Below are 18,057 nucleotides of genomic sequence, written 5' to 3'. Positions count from 1 at the left end.
CGTCGATTCTCCAGGTAGCGCTCCATGTCGAGATGCACTGCAGCTCTTCAGCCATTGCACGTGAGTCGATCCACATCTTCAAAGTTCGCCGGCGAATCTATTGCGCCTTCGCCAGCTCTGTCTCCGCCTCCGGCGCCAGGGTATGAATCACCTCCCCGTTCGCATTGAGGAACTCGATGGCGCCGTAGCCCTCTTCGGTTACCGTCAGCCGCAGGCGTGTCTTGTCGGCCTTGTCGTTCAACGCGATCGCAGGGGTTCCGTCAGCACCCACCACCATGCGGATGCGCGTGGACGTTTTAACCCCGGGAACCAATCGGTTGTCCAGGGCCGGCTCGCGCAGCAGCGGCGGCGCCTGGTTGATCGAGAACGCCACCTCGCCGTCCGGTGAGACGCGCCAGCCGATGGCATCCATCGCCGGATGATCCAGGGCCAGAACGGCCATCCCTCCGGCCACATCGGCGGTGCCGAAGCCGCCCCGCTCGCTGCCCTTGTCGTCGTAAAGCACCATCCCGGCGACGTTGAACGCACGGCGGTATTGGATCCCATCGATGATCGGGGCCGGCGTTCGGCCTGATAGGGTCATGCGGATAACCCCGTTCTCGTCGACAATATCGATGCGTCGGGCAGTGATCCTGTCATGGTCAGGCGTGGCGACCGTTGTCTCCGGACTGCGGGACTCAATGATGCGCTGCAGCGCGCCCAATGAGGGCCGGGACGGGCCTGAATCCTCCGCCGCATGGGACAGAGGGCTGACAAACACGGAGGCAATGAAAGCAGCGAAGGCAAGGTTCTTCATGCAGGTTCCCGTGGCGGTGAGTGGCTTCTGGCTGGGCGCGTCGACGTTGCAGCAGGACTTCACCGCCACGCCGCCCACGCCCCCGGTTGCACTGACTGAACCTCGATGGCCGTTCCCCGCGCCACCCGGATCAGGGCGTCAAGAGGATCGTTCACTTCGTCGTACGCATCAACTCCCGAGATGCCGTAGTGAATCGGCACCACAGTGTGCGCGCCCAGCACGGTGGCGGCAGCGATGGGCAGCCACGGTTCCGGTGCTACCCAAGGTCGTCGCTTTCCCACTCAAGCTCGAACGTCAGCTGCAGCCGCTGGCCTGGCTGCAGGTGGTTCGGCACCAACGTAAACCCATCAGGCGGCCCAGTCTGCGGCTCCACACACGTCGCTTGCGCAGCACCGTCATACACCACCCAGTGATCCGTATCCGCCCGCAGCCGCAGCTGCTGCTCTCCACACACCAGCGTCACCTGAGCCTCATTGATGAAACAGTCATCCCAAGGCCCAGGCGTGGGAGCAATGCAGGGCAATGCAGCGATGCCCTCCCCGTCCCGCGGATACATCGCACTGGGCGAGAACAGCACTTGATCCGGCTTCCGGAACCACGGGTGCCAACCAAGCACCGCCGGCATCGCCTGGTCGCCGGCTTGCACCGCAAGGCACAGCTCCAGGCTGTCGGCCAGCACACGGATGACCTGGGTCGCACGGCCCCCGAAGGGCCAATACTTATCTTCGGGAAGCTCCAGCGACAGCGCCGCGCTGTCCGCCCCGAGACTGTCGATATGCCACGGCCGTGAAAAGCCCACCCCGTGGATCGCGTGCCCGCCGAAGTTCCGCGGCAGCGCATACGCTTTGCCATCGAAGGCAAAGCGCCCCTGTCGGATCCGCCCGGCCCAAGGCACCATCGGATAGCACCCCCATCCGATCGCAGCCGCCCCGCCCTCCTGCTCGCCCACCAGCCAGTCGACCCCGTCGTAGCGTATCTGGGCAATGCGTCCGCCGGCTTCCGGTGCAAGCGCGACCTCGAGAACGCCTGCCCGCAACCAGTGCAGGCGCCCACCCGGCAGCGGCGCCTGCGCATCGTCTTTCGGTGACGCCGCTTCAAGCGCCATACGGATCGATCGTCCGGATGCTGCCGTCGGCTTCCATCTGCAGCGGCGTGCACTTGACCGAGCGCAGATGGGTCACGCCGCCTGACAACAAAGCGTCATGGTAGAAGAGATACCACTGTCCCTTGAACGCGCAGATGGAGTGATGCGTGGTCCAGCCCACAACGGGCTTCAGGATCACGCCGGCATAGGTGAACGGCCCATACGGGCTGTCGCCGATGGCGTAGCACAGCAGGTGCGTATTGCCCGTGGAGTACGAGAGGTAATAGCGGCCCTGGTACTTGTGCAGCCACGGCCCCTCGAAGAATCGGCGCGCATGGTCGTCGGCACGCAGCGGCTGTCCGTGCTCGTCCAGGATGACGACCTCGCGCGTGGGCTCCGCCAGCCGTGTCATGCCCGCGTCCAGCCGGCCGACACGCGGGCCCAGCGCAGGCGCATCGCCGGTGGGCTCCTCGTGCGTCGCATCAAAGCGGTTGTCACGGTACTTCTGCAGCTGGCCACCCCAGATGCCGCCGAAGTAGAGGTAATGCGTGCCGTCGTCATCCTCGTACACGGCCGGGTCGATCGAGTACGTGCCCTCCATCGGTTCCGGTTCGGCAGTGAACGGCCCCTCCGGGCGATCCGCCACCGCCACGCCGATCCGGAATATGCCCTGCCCGTCCTTGGCCGGGAAATACAGGTAGTAGCGGCCGTCGCGGTGGGCCGCATCCGGGGCCCACATCTGCTGCGCGGCCCAGGGCACGTCGCGTACATGCAGCGCCATGCCGCAATCGGTGGCGTCGGCCTCGGGCGAATCCATCCGCAGCACGTGGTAATCCTCCATGCCGAAATGCCCGCCCTCATCGTCGAAGGGCGCGCCGCCGTCGATATCGTGCGACGGATAGACGTACAGGCGCCCCTCGAACACGTGGGCCGACGGATCGGCCGTATACATGTGGGTCACCAGCGGCTGGGAAATGGCATGCGCCGCGAGCTGATCCAGGGTGCTGCCCTGGCGACGCAGATGCAGGTCATGCTCGATGCGCGTCTCCATCCCTTTGTCGATCTTGTAGAGGAAGAGCAGCGCAACCGCGACCAGGAACGGAATGGAGCAGTAGAGGCTTACGGTCAGGCGGATGCCGTCTACCACGGCCTGGGGCTGCTGTTCCGCACCGGCCTGATAACCATGGTGCGCGAGAATCCCGGCGACCAGTGCACCGCCGATGCTGAGCCCGATCTTCAACCCGCACAGCATCGCGGAGAAGATGATCGCGGTGGCGCGGCGATGGTTCTTCCATTCCGAATAGTCGGCAACGTCGGCGATCATCGCCCACAGCAGCGGGATGGTGATGCCGTAGCAGAATCCGTGCAGCATGAAGGCGCCAAAGGCCACGCCGACCGCCGTGGGCGGAAACAGGTAGAACACCAGCAGGAACACGGTGGACACCAGCAGCGCGCCGCCGAAGACATCACGCTTGCCGAAGCGGTCGGCCAGGCGGCGGGAGACGCCGATGCCCAGGATCATGCAGAGGATGCCGCAGGCGTTGAACAGGCTGAAGGCCGACGTCGCCGGATCCTCCGGCCAGGTGAAGCCGGACAGGCCCCATCCGTTGAGGGCCGCGTTCAATCCCGCGATGAAGCCGTTGAAGCCGGAGGTGTCGAGGAAACCCGCCAACGCGGCTTCGCTCATGTAGTACTGGAAGTAGTAGATGTAGGTGCCGCCCTTCAGGGCGAGGTTGATGAAGACCAGTACCGTCAGGGCCAGCATCACCTTCCACGGCCGGTTGTGCAGCAGGTCGGACAGGTCCTGCATCACCCCGCCGGTCTGCTCCTTGGCCGGTACGATGCGCTCGCGGGTGGTGGCGAAGGTGATCAGGAAGAACAGCGTGCCCACGACCGCGAACACGGTCATTACCCGCTCGAAGCCCTGCACACGGTCCCCGTCGCCCAGGATCAGCACCAGCGGCAGCAGCAGCACCTGGATGATGAACTGCGCGATCATCACCGCCACGAAGCGGTAGGCCGACAGGCTGTTGCGTTGGGCCATGCTGCCGGTCAGCACGCCGCTGAGCGCGGAGTACGGCAGGTTGTTGGCCGCGTACACGAACATCAGCAGGCCATAGGTCACCAGCGCGTAGATGACCTTGCCGCGTCCGCCGAGGTCCGGCGTACTGAAGGCAAGCAGCGACAGCGCGCCGAAGGGAATCGCCGTCCACAGGATCCACGGCCGGAACTTTCCCCAGCGGCTGACCGTGCGGTCAGCGGCAATGCCGATCAGCGGGGTGAACACGAAGGCGCCCAGCAGGCCGATGACAAGGATGATCGTCGCCGCCGTGGCGGGCGGCAACCGGTACACATCGGTGTAGAAGAACGCCAGGTAGGTGATCAGCGTCTGGAAGATCAGGTTGGCCGCGAGGTCGCCCAGGCTGTAGCCCAGCTTCTCCCGGACGGACAGCGTGTGCTCGGGAACATCCATGTGGTGGGCATCAGTCACGACGTGCCTCCACGGTGAAGCGGCTCTGCACACGGGCGTCGGCGCTGGAGCCGCCCACCCTCACTTCGTACTCCCCCGGCGGGACCGCATAGGTGCCGCGCGCGTCGTCGTATTGGCGCAGCGCCTGCTGTGCGTCCAGCTCGAATGCCACGGTGCGCCGCTCGCCAGGTGCCAGGTGGACGCGCTGGAAGCCCTGCAAGGTCTGCTGTGCATCGCCTGCGCCGGCGGCCAGCCGCCGCACATACACCTGCACCACTTCATCACCCGCGCGCTTGCCCGTGTTGGAGACGTCCACCTGCACCTTGAGTGTGCCGTTGTCGGCGATGCGGGGCGCATCCAGACGGAGTCTGCCGTAGCCGAACCGGGTATAGGACAGCCCGTAGCCGAATGGATACAGCGGTGTGCCGCGGAAGTAACGGTAGGTGCGGCCCTCCATCGTGTAGTCGTCGAAGGCCGGCATCGCCTGGTCCGCGGTGTAGAACGTCACCGGCAGCCGGCCTGCGGGATTGGTGTCGCCGAACAGCGCTTCGCCCACCGCGGTGCCACCGCGCTGCCCGGGATACCAGCTCATCAGGATCGCGGACAGGTTTTCCTGGGCCCATTCCACCGCCAGCGCCGAGCCCCCGGTCAGCACCATCACCACTGGCTTGCCGGTGGCATGCAGCGCTTCCAGCAGGGCGCGCTGGGGGGCGGGCAGGCGCAGGTCGGTGCGGTCGCCGCCCGCGAAGCCCGGATAGTTCACCGTCATTTCTTCGCCCTCGACATCGCCGGTCAGGCCGCCGACGAAGACCACCACGTCCGCGTTGCGGGCGGCATCGAGCGCCTCCTCGAACGGCGCCTTCGCCCCGGGCATGCGCCAGCCCAGCCGCACGCCGGCGTCGCGTTCGTTATCGAAGTACTCCAGCGTGAGTTCATAGGCGCGGCCCGCCTGCAGGTCCAGGTCGACACCGTCGCTGCGCAGGCGATCGCTGTTGGCCCAGTGGTCCAGCACCCGCTTTCCATCCACGTAGAGACGGAAGCCGTCATCAGCGGCCGCCTCGATCCGGTAGCGGCCCGAGACCGGCGGCAGCAGTTGGCCTCGCCAGCGGATGCTGAAGCCATCGTTGGGAATGCCCTGCCCCGGCGCCGCTTCGCCGCGGGCCAGCAGGTTGTCGGTGGGTGAACCCCGGTCCCAGCGGAAGCCGATCTGCGCATCGGTGCGGACCAGGGCCGGCGTCCCTGACAGATCGGGCATGCGGAAGTACTCACCGCGCAGGCCACGTTCCGGGGAATCGGCCGACGGCCGCAGGTACGCCGCCTCGATCAGCGGTGTCGCACCGGGATCGTCGCGCCCTTCGACCAGGTCCACGCCGCGTGCGTACTGCACCTCCACCCCCTTCGCCGCGTCGCGGATCCCCTGCAGGATGGTCACCGGCGCGGCCGGCGTGCCGAAGTAGTTGCCGAGCAGGGCCATGGTGTCATCGGCGGTCGGGCCGACCACGGCAATGCGCTTGAGGTTTCGTGACAACGGCAGCACGCCATCGTTCTTCAGCAGCACCAGGGACTGCTGCGCGGCCTTCAGGGCCAGCGCGTCGTGCGCCGGGGCCTGGTTCACCGAGGCCGGTATCCGCGCCCAGCGCACGCGCTCGGGCGGATCGAACATGCCCAGCCGCATCCGTGCGGTGAACAGCCGCGTCACCGCATCGTCGATCTCCGCTTCGCTGATCAGCCCCTGGCGTACCGCGGCCGGCAGCGTGGCGTATTCCTGGCCGCACTCCAGCTCCGTGCCGTTCTTGACCGCCAGTGCTGCGGCGGCCTCGCGGGTGGGCACGATTTTGTGATGCTTCCAGATATCGACGATGGCCCAGCAGTCGGACACCACGTAGCCCTTGAAGCCCCAGTCCCGGCGCAGCACGTCGCGCAGCAGGAACGTGCTGGCGCTGGCGGACTCGCCGTACACCCGGTTGTAGGCGCCCATCACCGCGTCGACCTGGCCTTCCTTCACCAGCGCCTCGAAGGCCGGGAGGTAGGTGTCATACAGGTCGCGCTTGCTGGGCCGTGCGTCGAAGTGGTGGCGGTCGGCCTCGGGACCACTGTGTACGGCCAGGTGCTTGGCCGTGGCGTCGAGCTTGCGGTACACCGGATCGTCGCCCTGCAGGCCGTGCACGAAGGCGACGCCCATGCGCGCGGTCAGGTACGGGTCCTCACCGTAGGTTTCCTGGCCCCGACCCCAGCGCGGATCGCGGAAGATGTTGATGTTCGGCGACCAGTAGGTCAGGCCCTGGTAGCGGCCATGCGACCCTTCACGGATGAACTGGTGATGCTTGGCGCGCGCCTCGTCGCTGATGGTGGTCGCGACCTGTTCCATCAACGGCACGTCGAAGGTGGCCGCCAGCCCGATCGCCTGCGGGAAGACGGTGGCCTGCCCTGCCCTCGCCACACCGTGCAGGCCTTCGTTCCACCAGTCGTAGGCCGGCACGCCAAGACGCTCGATGGCGGGCGCGGCGTTCTGCATCTGCGCGGCCTTTTCCTCCAGGGTCATCTGCCCCACCAGCGCGGCGGCGCGGATTTCAAAGCTGGCCGAGGTGTCCAGCCAGGGCTGGGTTTCCGCGGCATGACCGGCGGTCGCCGCTGCCATGGCAGCGCACAGCACCAGGGTGCGGAAGGTGGGGCCACGACGGCCACTGCAGAGGTAAGGCGGACGCGTCATCATTTGCTCCTCAAGGCGCGCTCGTCACGCGCGAATGGTCCCAGCAGCGCGCCGACAAAGCCGCCTGCGCGATCCGTACTCAACACCGTTCCGTCCACGTCGTCGGCGAGCGTCTGCCAGCCCTGCCCATCACCCGTGTCGAATGCGAACGCATAGCTGCCCTCGTCACCGGCGATCTTCAGGCGCAGTGACGTGGACGCCGTCGCGTTGCGCGTGGCCAGGGTGCGGGTCACCCCGCTGCCATCGCGCCCTTCCAGGAACACCGCCACGCGTTCCCCGCCGAGGCTGCGCACGCCCAGGAAGTACCAGTAGCTTTCGCTCTGGAACGCAGCAAGCCCCGCCGCCACCCCCGTCGCCGGCCGCGTCATGTCGGTGCTGGCGTCGAAGCGCAGATGCTGCTGCCGGCGGCCAAGGAAGGCCGGGTTACGCAGTGTGTCCAGGTTCTCCGGCAGCGGGTGCACGGCCAAGCTACCCGGCCGCACGCTCAGGTCTGCCCATGCCTGTTTGGGGACGCGCACCTGGAACCATCCCGTGCCGAGCGTCGGTCCATCGAAGCCGTCGCGATCGACGAAGTTGCCGGTTGAAGGCGCCTGCGAGGCATTGCCCTGCATCCACGACGGCGCCTTGACCACGTACGGAATGACCTGCTCGGCCGGCAGGATCACCGGCCAGCCATCCCGCCACTGCACGGGCAGCAGATACGTCTCACGCCCCGTGTTGTAGTGGCGCGTCTGGTAATTGCGACTGGCCAGGAACACCGCCCACCAGGCGCCGTCCGGACCTTCCACCAGATCGGCATGGCCGGCGTTGGTGATCGGCAGCGGCCGGTCGTCCGGCAGGTCGCGCTGGGTGAGAATCGGATTGCCCGCATACGGGAGGTACGGCCCCCAGACCTCGCGGCTGCGCAGGACCACCTGGGAATGCTGCGGCCCGGTGCCCCCCTCGGCGTCGGAAAGGTAGTACCAGCCATCGCGCTTGAAGACATGCGGCCCCTCGATCCAGATCGGGTTCTTCGCCGGCTCCACCCCGCCGTCGATGAGCACCCTGCGCGGCCCTACCGGCTTGAACGCGGCCAGATCGATCTGCTGCATCCAGATGGCGCGGTGGCCTTCGTAGCGCTGCGGACCGGGCGGCACATCGTTGTTGACCAGGTAGACGGTGCCGTCTTCGTCGAAGAACAGCGACGGGTCGATGCCCTCCACGCTGGGCAGCCAGTGCGGGTCGGACCAGGGGCCGGCAGGGTCACGCGCGGTCGCGATGAAGTTGCCGCCACTGTCGACAGCCGTGGTGACCACATAGAACATGCCGTCGTGGTATTCGATCGCCGGCGCGAAGATGCCGCGCGATACGCTCAGTCCATCGAAGTCCAGCTGCGTCGGTCGGTCGATTACGTTGCCGATCTGTTTCCAGTGCACCAGATCGATGCTTTCGAATACCGGAATACCCGGGAAGTAGGTGAAGCTGGAATTGACCAGATAGAAGCGGTCGTTGGCGCGGACGATGCTCGGATCCGCATGGAAGCCGGCCAGGATCGGGTTGCGGTAGTGACCGGCGGGCAGTGGTGCTTCAAAGGCCGCGTCGTGACCCGAATATTCGAACCAGTCGAAATAAACCGGCGGCGCAGGCGCAGCACCCAGTGGCGACACCGTCGCCGACAACAGCAGAACGACTGTGGCTATCAGCAGGCGCATCAGCGAACCTCCGCAGGGTTAAGGGAAAGCTCAAAGGGCCCGGCCGGCGCACCGCTGCTGTCGCGCAGCGTGCAGACCGGACCGTCCGCCCAGCAATAGCGCACACGCAACGCGCCGCTCCGGTAGTGCCGGCCGCTGGCCGGCTCCACGCAATCCACGCAATCCCGGCAATCCCGGCATGACAGCAGCACGTCGCGCCGCTCCAGCACCGCCTCGGCATAGCGGCAGTGCCGTGCGTCGGCATCACAGAGCTCGAATCCTATGGGGCCGTTCGCACCGGTCGTGACCAGGGTGCCGGTGACGTTGTCGAACGCGATCCTTGTTTCGCCCTGCGCGCGCGACGCCGTGCGCACCGTCGGGCCGGAAGGTGCCAGCGCCCGTTCGCCGTAGACCACGTGACGCGCCACCCGGGCCAGGCGACGGCCCAGCTCCTGTTTGTTGGGCGGGTGGATGTCGTACGCATCGCCGATGTCGATGGCCACCGCGAGCCCGGTATGCGGGTCTTCCGCCGCGACGCGACGCTGCGCCTCGCGCACCTGTGCCCAGCCACTCTCCACCGGCGCCTGGGGCGGCTGCCCATAGCCGGCCAACTGCACCACCAGCAGCGGCATCCGCGCACCGAACCGGCTGCGCCAGTCATCGCGCAGGCTGCGCAGCCGGTTGGCATAAGCGGCGCCGTCACCCGTGTTGGACTCGCCTTGGTACCAGAGCATCCCACGCAGGCCATAGCTGCCGAGCGGCGCGATCATGCCGTTGTACAGCGTCGACAGACCCGTGGCGGCATGCCAGGGCGCCAGCGGCGGTGCCTGTGCACCGGGCGCCACCCGGTAGTGCCACGGTGCGTCAAGGACGATGCGCGTGCCGTCGTCGAGCTCCACCGCGTGGGCGGCGGCCGGTCCCGACAGCCCACCCTCGCCGTAGGTATCCAGCACGTTGATCACCACCGTGTTCTCACCGGCGTTCAAGAGACCGGCCGGAAGTGTGTAACGCCGCGCCTCCCCTGCACCGTACTGGCTGCCCACCGCCACGCCGTTGACCCAGGTCATGTCCGTCTCATCGACGGCGCCCAGCGCAAGCCGTGCGCCCTGCGCCGCCTGCGCGGCGGTCAGCGTGACCTGGGTGCGGTACCAGACCATGCCGTTGTACGCGGCAAGGTCCGGCACGCCCCAACGCTCCCAAGCCCCCAGTGCGGCCGGTGCCGTGTGCCATGCCGTGTTGTCTGCGCCCGGCTGCCAGGGAGTGTCGCCTTGCCGGGCTCCGTCGCGCTTCGACCACCACCGCTGCCATACCTCGCCCCAGCCGGCGGTTGCCGCCGCAGGGTTGCTCGCGTAGAGCGCGAGCAGGTCAAGCGCGGGATCCATGCCGCCCTGCGTACGCAGGGAGTCGGCGCTGGTCCACGCCTCGATGCGCGAGCCGCCCCACGCCGCCTGGATCAGCCCCATCGGGACGTCGACGGTCTTCTGCAGTTCACGCGCAAAGTAGAAGCAGGCGGCGGAAAAGGCGCGCACCGCGGCTGGCGACGCCGGCTTCCACGCCGTCGGCGCCGGGAACGTGCTCTGCGGCGTAACGGTTGCCGCCTTGGGCACGGTGAACAGGCGGATCGTCGGGTGCGTGGCGGAGGCGATCTCACTGTCTGCGTCGAGCGCGCGCCACACCGGCAGTTCCATGTTCGACTGCCCGGAACACAACCAGACATCGCCCATCTGCACGTCATGCACGATCTGGGCGGTCTGCCCTGCGCGGACGGTCATTTCGTGAGGGCCGCCAGCGGGAATGGGTTTCAGCGTTGCACGCCACTGGCCGCCGGCATCCGCGCGCGTGGTGACGGTTTGTCGCGCAAACGCCACGGAAACCAGAGTGCTGGGCGCAGCATGGCCCCAGACCGGAATCGGTTGGTCGCGCTGCAGCACGGCGTGATCCTGGAACAGCGGATGCAACAGCGGTGTTGCCGGTTCCTGTGCCACGGCCGGCATGGCAGCGCATGCCACGGCGGTCGCCAGCATCCAGACGATCACCCGTGTCCGACTCATCGCCCATCTCCCGGCGCGGAAGGAAACTGCAAGCGCTGGTACCAGGTCAGCGCGTGTGGCGGCGCGGTTTCGTCCGCAGGCAAGGGCCTGCCGCTGATCGACTGGAAGTACGCGATACTGGCATCGCGCCACCACTGCGCTTCGCGCCGCTGGATGCCGAGGAAGGCGGCGACCTGCGCATGCCGCTGCGCATCCACCCTGCCCTGCATGCCTGCCCAGGTGGCCTGCATGCCCTCTACCTGGCGTACACCCAGGGAGTAACGCCCCACCAGTTCGTCCCACAGCGGTCGTCCCGAGGCCATGCGGTGATCCCACGAGACATGGTGGAACCACAACAGGAACGGCTCCGGCACCCGCGTCAGGTCGCCGTACACGGCGGCCAGTTCGGGGGCGTACTGGGCCACCGCGTTGCTGCCGCGCGCGGTGCGATCGAAGCCGATGCCATCGCGGTCGGCGCGGTGGTAGTACACGGCGGTCCAGTCCGCGCGCGGACCGCCGTCCACCCAGGGGCCGGGCCCGTAATGGTGCCCGCGCGCCATCAGGTGGTGCAGGCCCAGCGGTGTCATGTAGTTCACCGCGGCCTCGCGCGAGACCATCATCATGTCGACGATGGGTGCCACCACCTCGGGATCCGGCGCGAACGTCATCGCTGCCCAGTCCGTCGCGATGTCGCGGGCGGACTGGTCCGGATTCCAGGCGAGACGGCCGAAGGCGTACCAGTTGGCCTGGTCGAAGTGCGAGCCACTCCAGGTGCGATCGTTGCCGATGTTCGCCACGCCGGCGATGCCGGTCAGGCGCTGCGCGACCGTGGCGCCCGCGCCGCGTGCGTGGGTGTCCGACTGCAGCACCTCCTCGTACAGCGGCCCCAGGTACACCAGATGCGTGGCGAAGCCGAGATACTCCTTGGTGATCTGGACCTCCATCATCAGCGGTGTGCGTGGCATGGCCCCGAACAGGGGATGGAACGGCTCCCGCGGCTGGAAGTCGATGGGCCCGTTCTTCACCTGCACGACCACGTTCGGGCGGAACTCCCCGTCCAGGCCGGCGAATTCGGTGTAGGCCTGCGTGGCGCGGTCCTCGGGCACCTCATGCGCGTAGACGAAGGCGCGCCACATCACCACGCCGCCATGCGGTGCCAGCGCGTCAGCCAGCAGATTGGCGCCGTCCGCATGCGAGCGGCCATAGTCCTGCGGTCCGGGCTGTCCTTCCGAATTGGCCTTGACCAGGAAGCCGCCGAAATCCGGAATGCGCGCGTAGATCTCGTCAGCCTTGTCGCGCCACCACCGCTGCACGTCCGGGTCGAGCGGATCGGCTGTCTTCAGCCCGCCCAGCTCGATGGGGGCGCTGAAGCGCGCGCTCAGGTACACGCGGATGCCGTACGGCCGGAACATGTCCGCGAGCGCGGCCGCTTTGATGAGATATGCCGGCGCAAGGCTCTGCGCGCTCGCGTTTACATTGTTCAGCACGGTGCCGTTGATGCCGAGCGAGGCGTTGGCACGCGCATAGTCCGTATAACGCGGGTCCCGCCACTCCGGCAGGGTCTGCCAGTCCCACAGCGAGCGACCCGCATAGCCGCGTTCGACATAGCCGTCGAGGTTGTCCCAGTGGTCGAGCACGCGCAGCCGAAGCCGTGGTGATTCGCGAACCTCGAGGGCATCGAGTGATGCGCCGGTCTGCAGCAGTCGCAGCAGATGGAACACGCCATACAGGACCCCGATATCCTGGCGTGCGGCCACCAGCAGCACGTCGCGCCCGCCGATGTGCGCACGCCTGAGCAGGTAGCCGTCGTCGCCGAGTGATTCCATCTCCTTGCGGAGGGGCGCGATCATGGCCGACGAATCCGGGGTGCCCAGCACCACGCTGGGGTCCGCGCTGGGCGCCCTCTGCATACGCGGCGCGCGACCCAGCAGGCCGGTGAGGCCACGCACGAGTTCCTCGCGCGCGGCACGCTGCGTCGGGGTCTGATCGGGGGCCACGACCCCGCCCAGCCGTGTCCGGTAGTCGGTCGCGAGGGCAGGTTCCAGCGGTGCGTAGCGCAGCCAGAGGGCGTAGCCGTCCTCCGCGCGCACGCTGCCCGCGCAGGCGAAAAGTGCCAGGGCGACACCCAACATCCAGTGACACCGCTCGACATTCCGGCGCAGCAGCAGTGTCGCCAGCAAACCTTGTAAGCTGCGGACGTGCCCGCCTCGCGGCAGCGTCACAAAGAAGAAAGGCAACACGCATTGGACAAGCCGAAGAAATCGGTCCGCCGCAAAACCAGTGGCGTGACGATCGACGAGGTGGCTGCGCTGGCCGGGGTCTCGCCGATGACGGTGTCGCGCGCGATCAACCAAGGCAAGGTGCGCGATGTCACGCGCGAACGGGTGATGCGCGCGGTGCGCGAACTGGGCTACACGCCCAACCTGGCCGCGAGTTCGCTGGCCGCGGCGCAGCACACGCGGATCGCGCTGATCTACACCAATCCCAGCGGCGCCTACCTGCGGGAGCTGCTGGTGGGCCTGCTGCGTGTCGCGTCCAACGCGGCCATCCAGCTGGTCATCCATTACTGGGACAACTTCGACCCCGAGGCCGAGCGCAACGCTGCGCGCGCCTTGGGCGGACGCGTGGATGGCGTCATCCTGCCGCCGCCGCTGTGCGAGTCGCAGGCGGCCGTGACCGAACTGGTCAGCGCCGGCATCCCGGTGGTCGCGATCGCGTCGGGGCACCTGAGAGACGATCTCTCCTGCGTCCGCATCGACGACTTCCACGCGGGCAAGGAGATGGCCGAACACCTGATCCAGCACGGGCACCGTCGGATCGGCTTCATCCGCGGCCGCAGCGACCTCAGTGCGAGCGCGCGACGCTACGATGGGTTTGTCACCGCCCTGCAGGACGCAGGGCTGCAGGTCGAATCCGGCCTCGTCCAACAGGGGGATTACACCTATCGATCCGGGCTTGCCGCGACCGAGAAGCTGCTGTCCCAGCGTCGGCCGCCGACGGCCATCTTTGCCAGCAACGACGACATGGCCGCAGCGGCCATCTCCGTTGCACACCGACGTGGCCTCGAGGTGCCCCGCGACCTGTCGGTGGTGGGCTTCGATGACACGTCGGCGGCAACGACCGTCTGGCCCGAGCTCACCACCATTCATCAACCGATCGCCGCGATGGCCGACGCCGCCATCGATATCCTGTTGCGCATCATCCGCCGCAAGGGCGATGACACGCGCGTGTTGACCGATCACGTCATGCCGCACCGGCTGGTGGTGCGCGACTCGGTCGCGCGCCCGCCCAAGCGCTGAGGGCGGAAGCCACATCGTCACGCGCCGGGGCATGCGATGGTGGCCTCCGCTTCGTTCAAGGCGCCGAGGGCAACGCGTGACACCGAGAGCGTCATCGCGCCTGCCGTCCCGATCGACCAGGGGCGATCCAGCTTGCCGACCTCCGCGCCTGCCGCCGCCAGACACTTCAAGGGCACGCCCACGCGGGTCCATTGGCCCACGGGCAGCTTTGCCAGCGCCGGTCCGAGCGCGACCCGTGCCGAACAGCCCGTGCCGCAGCCCACGGACAACCACGCCTCGCTCTGGGGTGCGGCGTCGACGCGCATCGTGGTCAACAGCATCAGGTCGCCGTTGCTCTCGCGCTGCAGGTCCAGCGGCGTGTGCGACTGCAGCGCGACGATCGCCTCACCCTTGCCCGACCACGCGAGACGGCGGCCATCTTCCTGCGCCAGGTGATCCACGCCGGTGACCTTCAGCAGATCGCCCTCGAGGGATTCCGGCACCTGGGTGACGGTCACCCCCTGCCCTGTGCTGCCCTCCAGCCGCAGGGCCATGCCGGAGCCGGCATCCCCACGCGCGAAGAACACGCCGACGGCCCCTTCGTTGCCCGTCACGCCCGATGCTTCCGGCAGCGCGGCCAGATCACCGTTGTCGGCATAGGTCAGGCCGAAGCCGAAGGCGAACAGGGGGTCGTAGTCCTTCTGCCCGACATTGTTGGCGTACTGCGTCGCGGTGCGCGGCCAACTGAAGCTCAGTTTGCCCTTGAAGTCGTGCTGCACGCTGCCATCCGGCCTGCGCAGCAGCACATCGGCAATGCCGGCGCCTTCCGAACCGGGCAGCCACGCCGCCACGAAGGCATCGGCGGCGTTGATCTCACGGTTCACCCAGAGCGGGCGTCCGCTGAGGAACACCGCGATCACGGGGATGCCGTCGGCCTTGAGCCGCTTGATCAACGCGAGATCCGCGTCGTCGCCCGGCTTGTAGGCCAGGGTCGGCAGGTCGCCCTGGAACTCCGCATAGGGGTTCTCGCCGAACACCACCACGGCCACATCCGGTTTCGTGGTGTAAGCGCCATCCACCGCCAACTGCGCCTCGCCGCCAGCGGCCTTGGCCTGCTGCGCAATGCCTTCGTAGATCGTGTCCGCATTCGGGAAGTCTTTGCGGGTGGTGCCGGTACCCTGCCAGTTCAGCGTCCAGCCGCCCGCCTGCTTGCCCACGTCGTTCGCACCGTCACCGGCCACCAGGATGCGTTGCTTCGGCGACAGCGGCAGCACGCCGCCCTGGTTCTTCAGCAGCACCAGCGATTCGCGCACCGCCTGGCGTGCAACCTGACGATGCTCCGGCGCGCCGACGAGTGCGAACTGCCCACCGACGGCGCGCGACGACGGCTTGCCCGCCTCGAACAGGCCCAGCCGCATCTTGACCCGCAGGATCCGGCGCACGGCGTCATCCAGGCGTTGCTGGGGAAGCGTGCCGTGCTTCACTGCGGCCAGCGTGGTCTCGTAGAAGCCCTTCCAGCTGTCCGACGCCATGGCCATGTCCAGGCCGGCAGTGATCGTGGCCGGGCAATCGGTGGTGGTGCAACCCTTGACCTGCCCGTGGCCGTTCCAGTCGCCCACCACGAAACCGCCGAAGTGCATGCGCCCCTTCAGCGCATCGGTCAGGTACGGCTTGTTACCGTGCATCTTTTCGCCGTTGACGCTGTTGAAGGAGGCCATCACCGTCTGCGCGCCCGCCGCGATGGCGGGCGGATAGCCGGCGGCGTGGATGCGCACCAGCTCGGCCTCGCTGATCCGGGTGTCGCCCTGGTCCTTGCCATCGGTCGTTCCGCCATCACCGAGGAAGTGCTTGACCGATGCGATGACATGGCGACCGTCAAGGAAACCTGGCGAGCCCACCTTGCCCTGCAGGCCCTCGACCATCGCGCCGGCATAGCTGGCCACTACCTCGGGCGATTCAGAGTACCCCTCGTAGGTACGCCCCCAGCGGTCGTCCTGCGGTACCGCCACGGTCGGCGCGAACGCCCACTCCATCCCGGTCGCACGGGTTTCCAGCGCGGTGATCTCGCCGATGCGGCGCAGCAGTTCCGGGTTGCGGGTCGCGCCCAGGCCGATGTTGTGCGGGAACAGGGTCGCGCCGGTGATGTTGCTCTGCCCGTGGACGGCGTCGATGCCGAACAGCACCGGGATCGCCTTGCCGCCCTGCGAGGTGTCCATCGAGGCGGCATAGAACGCATCGGCCAGTGACAGCCATTCGGCCGGCGAGGCATCGTAGCGGCCGCCGGGATCGGAGTTGCCGCCCGCGAGGATCGAGCCGAGCCGGTAGGTGCGGAGGTCCTCCGGCGAGATGCTGGCGATGTCGCCCTGCACCAGCTGACCCACCTTTTCCTCCACCGTCATGGTGTCCATCAGGTCGGTGATCCGCTTCTCCAGCGCGGCATCCTGGGGCAGCGGCCAGGCCACCTGCGGCCACGGATCCGGATCGGCCGCCGCCGGCACAACGGCCTTGTCATCGTTTCCGCAGGCAGCCAGCACCCCGATCAGCGCGGCCAGCAGCACGCCACGGCGGGCGTGGGTAAGGCGTCGATTGGTCATGGTGTTCATCCTTCCATCTGCTCCAGTTCCTTGCCCTTGGTTTCGTGCACATACCTGAGCACGAAGAAGACCGAGATGACGGCCGACGCCAGGTAGAGGCTGTACGTCGCCGCGAGCCCGATGGCGGCCAACAGAATGGGGAACGTCACCGTGACGGCGAAGTTCGCGGTCCATTGCGCCGCACCCGCCACGGCCAGTGCCGAGCCGCGGATCTGGTTGGGGAACATCTCGCCCAGCATCACCCACATCACCGGGCCCCAGGAGACGTTGAAGAACACCACGTAGGCATTGGCCGCCACCAGCGCCAGCGTGCCCATGCTCCCGGGCAGCTGCAGGCGCCCATCGACCAGCGAGCCACTCGCGAATGCGGCCACCAGCAGCGCCAACGACACCGCCATGCCGGCCGAGCCGACCCATAGCAGCGGCTTGCGCCCGATGCGGTCGATCAGCAGCACGGTGACGATGCAGGCGCCGATGCTGAGCGCACCGGACAGCACGTTGATCAGCAGTGCATCGTTCTCGGAAAAACCGACCGCCTGCCAGAGCACGGCGCCGTAGTAGAACACCACGTTGATGCCAACCAGCTGCTGGAAGATGGCGAGGCCGATGCCGACCCAGACAATCGGGCGCATCTTCCCGGTGGCCTTGCTGCGCAGATCCGACAGCCGCGGGCGGTGGTGATCGGTCGACAGCGAGGCGTCGATCTCGGCCAGCTTGGCCTGCGCCTCGGCACCGCCGAACAGCCGCGTCAGCACGTGCAGCGCCTCATCCTTGCGGCGCTTCACCACCAGGTAGCGCGGGCTCTCTGGAATGGTCAGCAACAGTGCCAGGAACAGCAGCGAGGGCACCGCCTGCATCCAGAACATCCAGCGCCACGCCGCATGCCCGCCCCACAGCGGCTCGGTCGAGGCGCCGGCGGTGGCCGCCAACAGATAGTTGGACAGGAACGCGACGGTGAGCCCGCTGATGATGGCGATCTGCTGCACTGTCGCGAGGCGACCACGGTAACGGGCTGGCGCGACTTCGGCGATGTACGCGGGCGAGATCACGCTGGCCGCACCCACCGCAAAGCCCCCCATCACCCGCGCGATGATGAACATGGTCGACGACGCCGCTGCACCTGCCCCGATCGCCGACAGCAGGAACAACACCGCCGAGACGATCAACACGTTGCGGCGCCCCAGACTGTCGGACAGCCGGCCGGCGCTGAAGGCACCGATGGCGCAGCCCAACAGCATCGAGGCAATCTCGAACCCCTGCATCCACTCGCCTGACCGGAACGTCTGGTGCAGGCCGTCCTGGGTACCGTTGATCACGCCGCTGTCGAAGCCGAACAGGAATCCGCCAATCGTCGCCACCACGCTGATCAATACGATCAGCCGGGTGTTCTCCCCACCGCTCGCTGCCTGCTTCATTGCCCTGCCC

The 18,057-nt window shown here is 67.6% G+C and carries 10 protein-coding genes and 1 pseudogene; 1 reads left to right on the top strand and 10 read right to left on the bottom strand.

Annotated features, from left to right (window positions below; all coding sequences use genetic code 11):
- Positions 1-97: 97 nt before the first annotated feature.
- The 8 genes and pseudogenes from HDC96_RS04350 to HDC96_RS04320 all read right to left on the bottom strand — a co-directional run bounded on the left by HDC96_RS04350 (position 98) and on the right by HDC96_RS04320 (position 12,892).
- On the bottom strand, positions 98-796 hold the full coding sequence (locus tag HDC96_RS04350; RefSeq protein ID WP_179458900.1) for a hypothetical protein: 699 nt from the start codon (positions 794-796) through the stop codon (positions 98-100).
- A gap of 256 nt (positions 797-1,052) precedes the next feature.
- Complete coding sequence (locus HDC96_RS04345; RefSeq protein ID WP_179458899.1) at positions 1,053-1,901, bottom strand: aldose epimerase; 849 nt, start codon at positions 1,899-1,901, stop codon at positions 1,053-1,055.
- A complete protein-coding gene (locus HDC96_RS18330; protein ID WP_343203005.1) occupies positions 1,891-2,856 on the bottom strand; it encodes a glycoside hydrolase family 43 protein in 966 nt (321 codons plus the stop codon). The genes HDC96_RS04345 and HDC96_RS18330 overlap by 11 nt, the downstream gene beginning before the upstream one ends.
- Positions 2,857-2,883: 27 nt before the next feature.
- Positions 2,884-4,353, bottom strand: a pseudogene (locus HDC96_RS18325) (MFS transporter); the annotation flags it as partial.
- A gap of 10 nt (positions 4,354-4,363) precedes the next feature.
- Positions 4,364-6,988, bottom strand: coding sequence for a glycoside hydrolase family 3 protein (locus tag HDC96_RS04335; protein WP_179459614.1), 2,625 nt, complete (start codon positions 6,986-6,988; stop codon positions 4,364-4,366).
- A 71-nt stretch (positions 6,989-7,059) separates the two neighbouring features.
- Positions 7,060-8,751 (bottom strand): glycoside hydrolase family 43 protein, encoded by a 1,692-nt coding sequence (locus tag HDC96_RS04330; protein WP_179458898.1) that lies wholly within the window; start codon positions 8,749-8,751, stop codon positions 7,060-7,062.
- Positions 8,751-10,781 carry a sialate O-acetylesterase gene (locus HDC96_RS04325; RefSeq protein ID WP_179458897.1) on the bottom strand — a complete coding sequence of 677 codons (2,031 nt, stop codon included), beginning with the start codon at positions 10,779-10,781 and terminating at the stop codon, positions 8,751-8,753. Before HDC96_RS04325 ends, HDC96_RS04330 begins: the two co-directional genes overlap by 1 nt.
- Entirely contained in the window at positions 10,778-12,892 is a 2,115-nt protein-coding gene (locus HDC96_RS04320) for an alpha-glucuronidase family glycosyl hydrolase (RefSeq protein WP_179458896.1), read from the bottom strand. Before HDC96_RS04320 ends, HDC96_RS04325 begins: the two co-directional genes overlap by 4 nt.
- A 111-nt stretch (positions 12,893-13,003) precedes the next feature.
- Between HDC96_RS04320 and HDC96_RS04315 the strand changes: the two genes are divergently transcribed.
- Positions 13,004-14,059: a LacI family DNA-binding transcriptional regulator gene (locus tag HDC96_RS04315; RefSeq protein ID WP_179458895.1), complete on the top strand. Its 1,056-nt coding sequence runs from the start codon at positions 13,004-13,006 to the stop codon at positions 14,057-14,059.
- Positions 14,060-14,076: 17 nt separating this feature from the next.
- Here HDC96_RS04315 and HDC96_RS04310 read toward each other — a convergent pair whose 3' ends face one another.
- On the bottom strand, positions 14,077-16,641 hold the full coding sequence (locus tag HDC96_RS04310) for an exo 1,3/1,4-beta-D-glucan glucohydrolase (protein ID WP_179458894.1): 2,565 nt from the start codon (positions 16,639-16,641) through the stop codon (positions 14,077-14,079).
- Positions 16,638-18,047: a sugar porter family MFS transporter gene (locus HDC96_RS04305; protein ID WP_179458893.1), complete on the bottom strand. Its 1,410-nt coding sequence runs from the start codon at positions 18,045-18,047 to the stop codon at positions 16,638-16,640. Before HDC96_RS04305 ends, HDC96_RS04310 begins: the two co-directional genes overlap by 4 nt.
- Positions 18,048-18,057: the final 10 nt, after the last annotated feature.

The organism is Stenotrophomonas sp. JAI102 (assembly GCF_013409105.1).
GTDB classification, from domain to species: domain Bacteria; phylum Pseudomonadota; class Gammaproteobacteria; order Xanthomonadales; family Xanthomonadaceae; genus Stenotrophomonas; species Stenotrophomonas maltophilia_AA.
The sequence above is the reverse complement of the archived record's forward strand: the minus strand, read 5'-3'. Positions and strand labels throughout refer to the sequence as shown.

Bases quoted from the DNA above. Each gene is read 5' to 3' on its own strand.
- HDC96_RS04320 (WP_179458896.1), bottom strand. From the start codon at position 12,892: ATGTTGGGTGTCGCCCTGGCACTTTTCGCCTGCGCGGGCAGCGTGCGC.
- HDC96_RS04350 (WP_179458900.1), bottom strand. From the start codon at position 796: ATGAAGAACCTTGCCTTCGCTGCTTTCATTGCCTCCGTGTTTGTCAGC.
- HDC96_RS04335 (WP_179459614.1), bottom strand. From the start codon at position 6,988: ATGGCAGCGGCGACCGCCGGTCATGCCGCGGAAACCCAGCCCTGGCTG.
- HDC96_RS04345 (WP_179458899.1), bottom strand. From the start codon at position 1,901: ATGGCGCTTGAAGCGGCGTCACCGAAAGACGATGCGCAGGCGCCGCTG.
- HDC96_RS04305 (WP_179458893.1), bottom strand. From the start codon at position 18,047: ATGAAGCAGGCAGCGAGCGGTGGGGAGAACACCCGGCTGATCGTATTG.
- HDC96_RS04325 (WP_179458897.1), bottom strand. From the start codon at position 10,781: ATGAGTCGGACACGGGTGATCGTCTGGATGCTGGCGACCGCCGTGGCA.
- HDC96_RS04310 (WP_179458894.1), bottom strand. From the start codon at position 16,641: ATGAACACCATGACCAATCGACGCCTTACCCACGCCCGCCGTGGCGTG.
- HDC96_RS04330 (WP_179458898.1), bottom strand. From the start codon at position 8,751: ATGCGCCTGCTGATAGCCACAGTCGTTCTGCTGTTGTCGGCGACGGTG.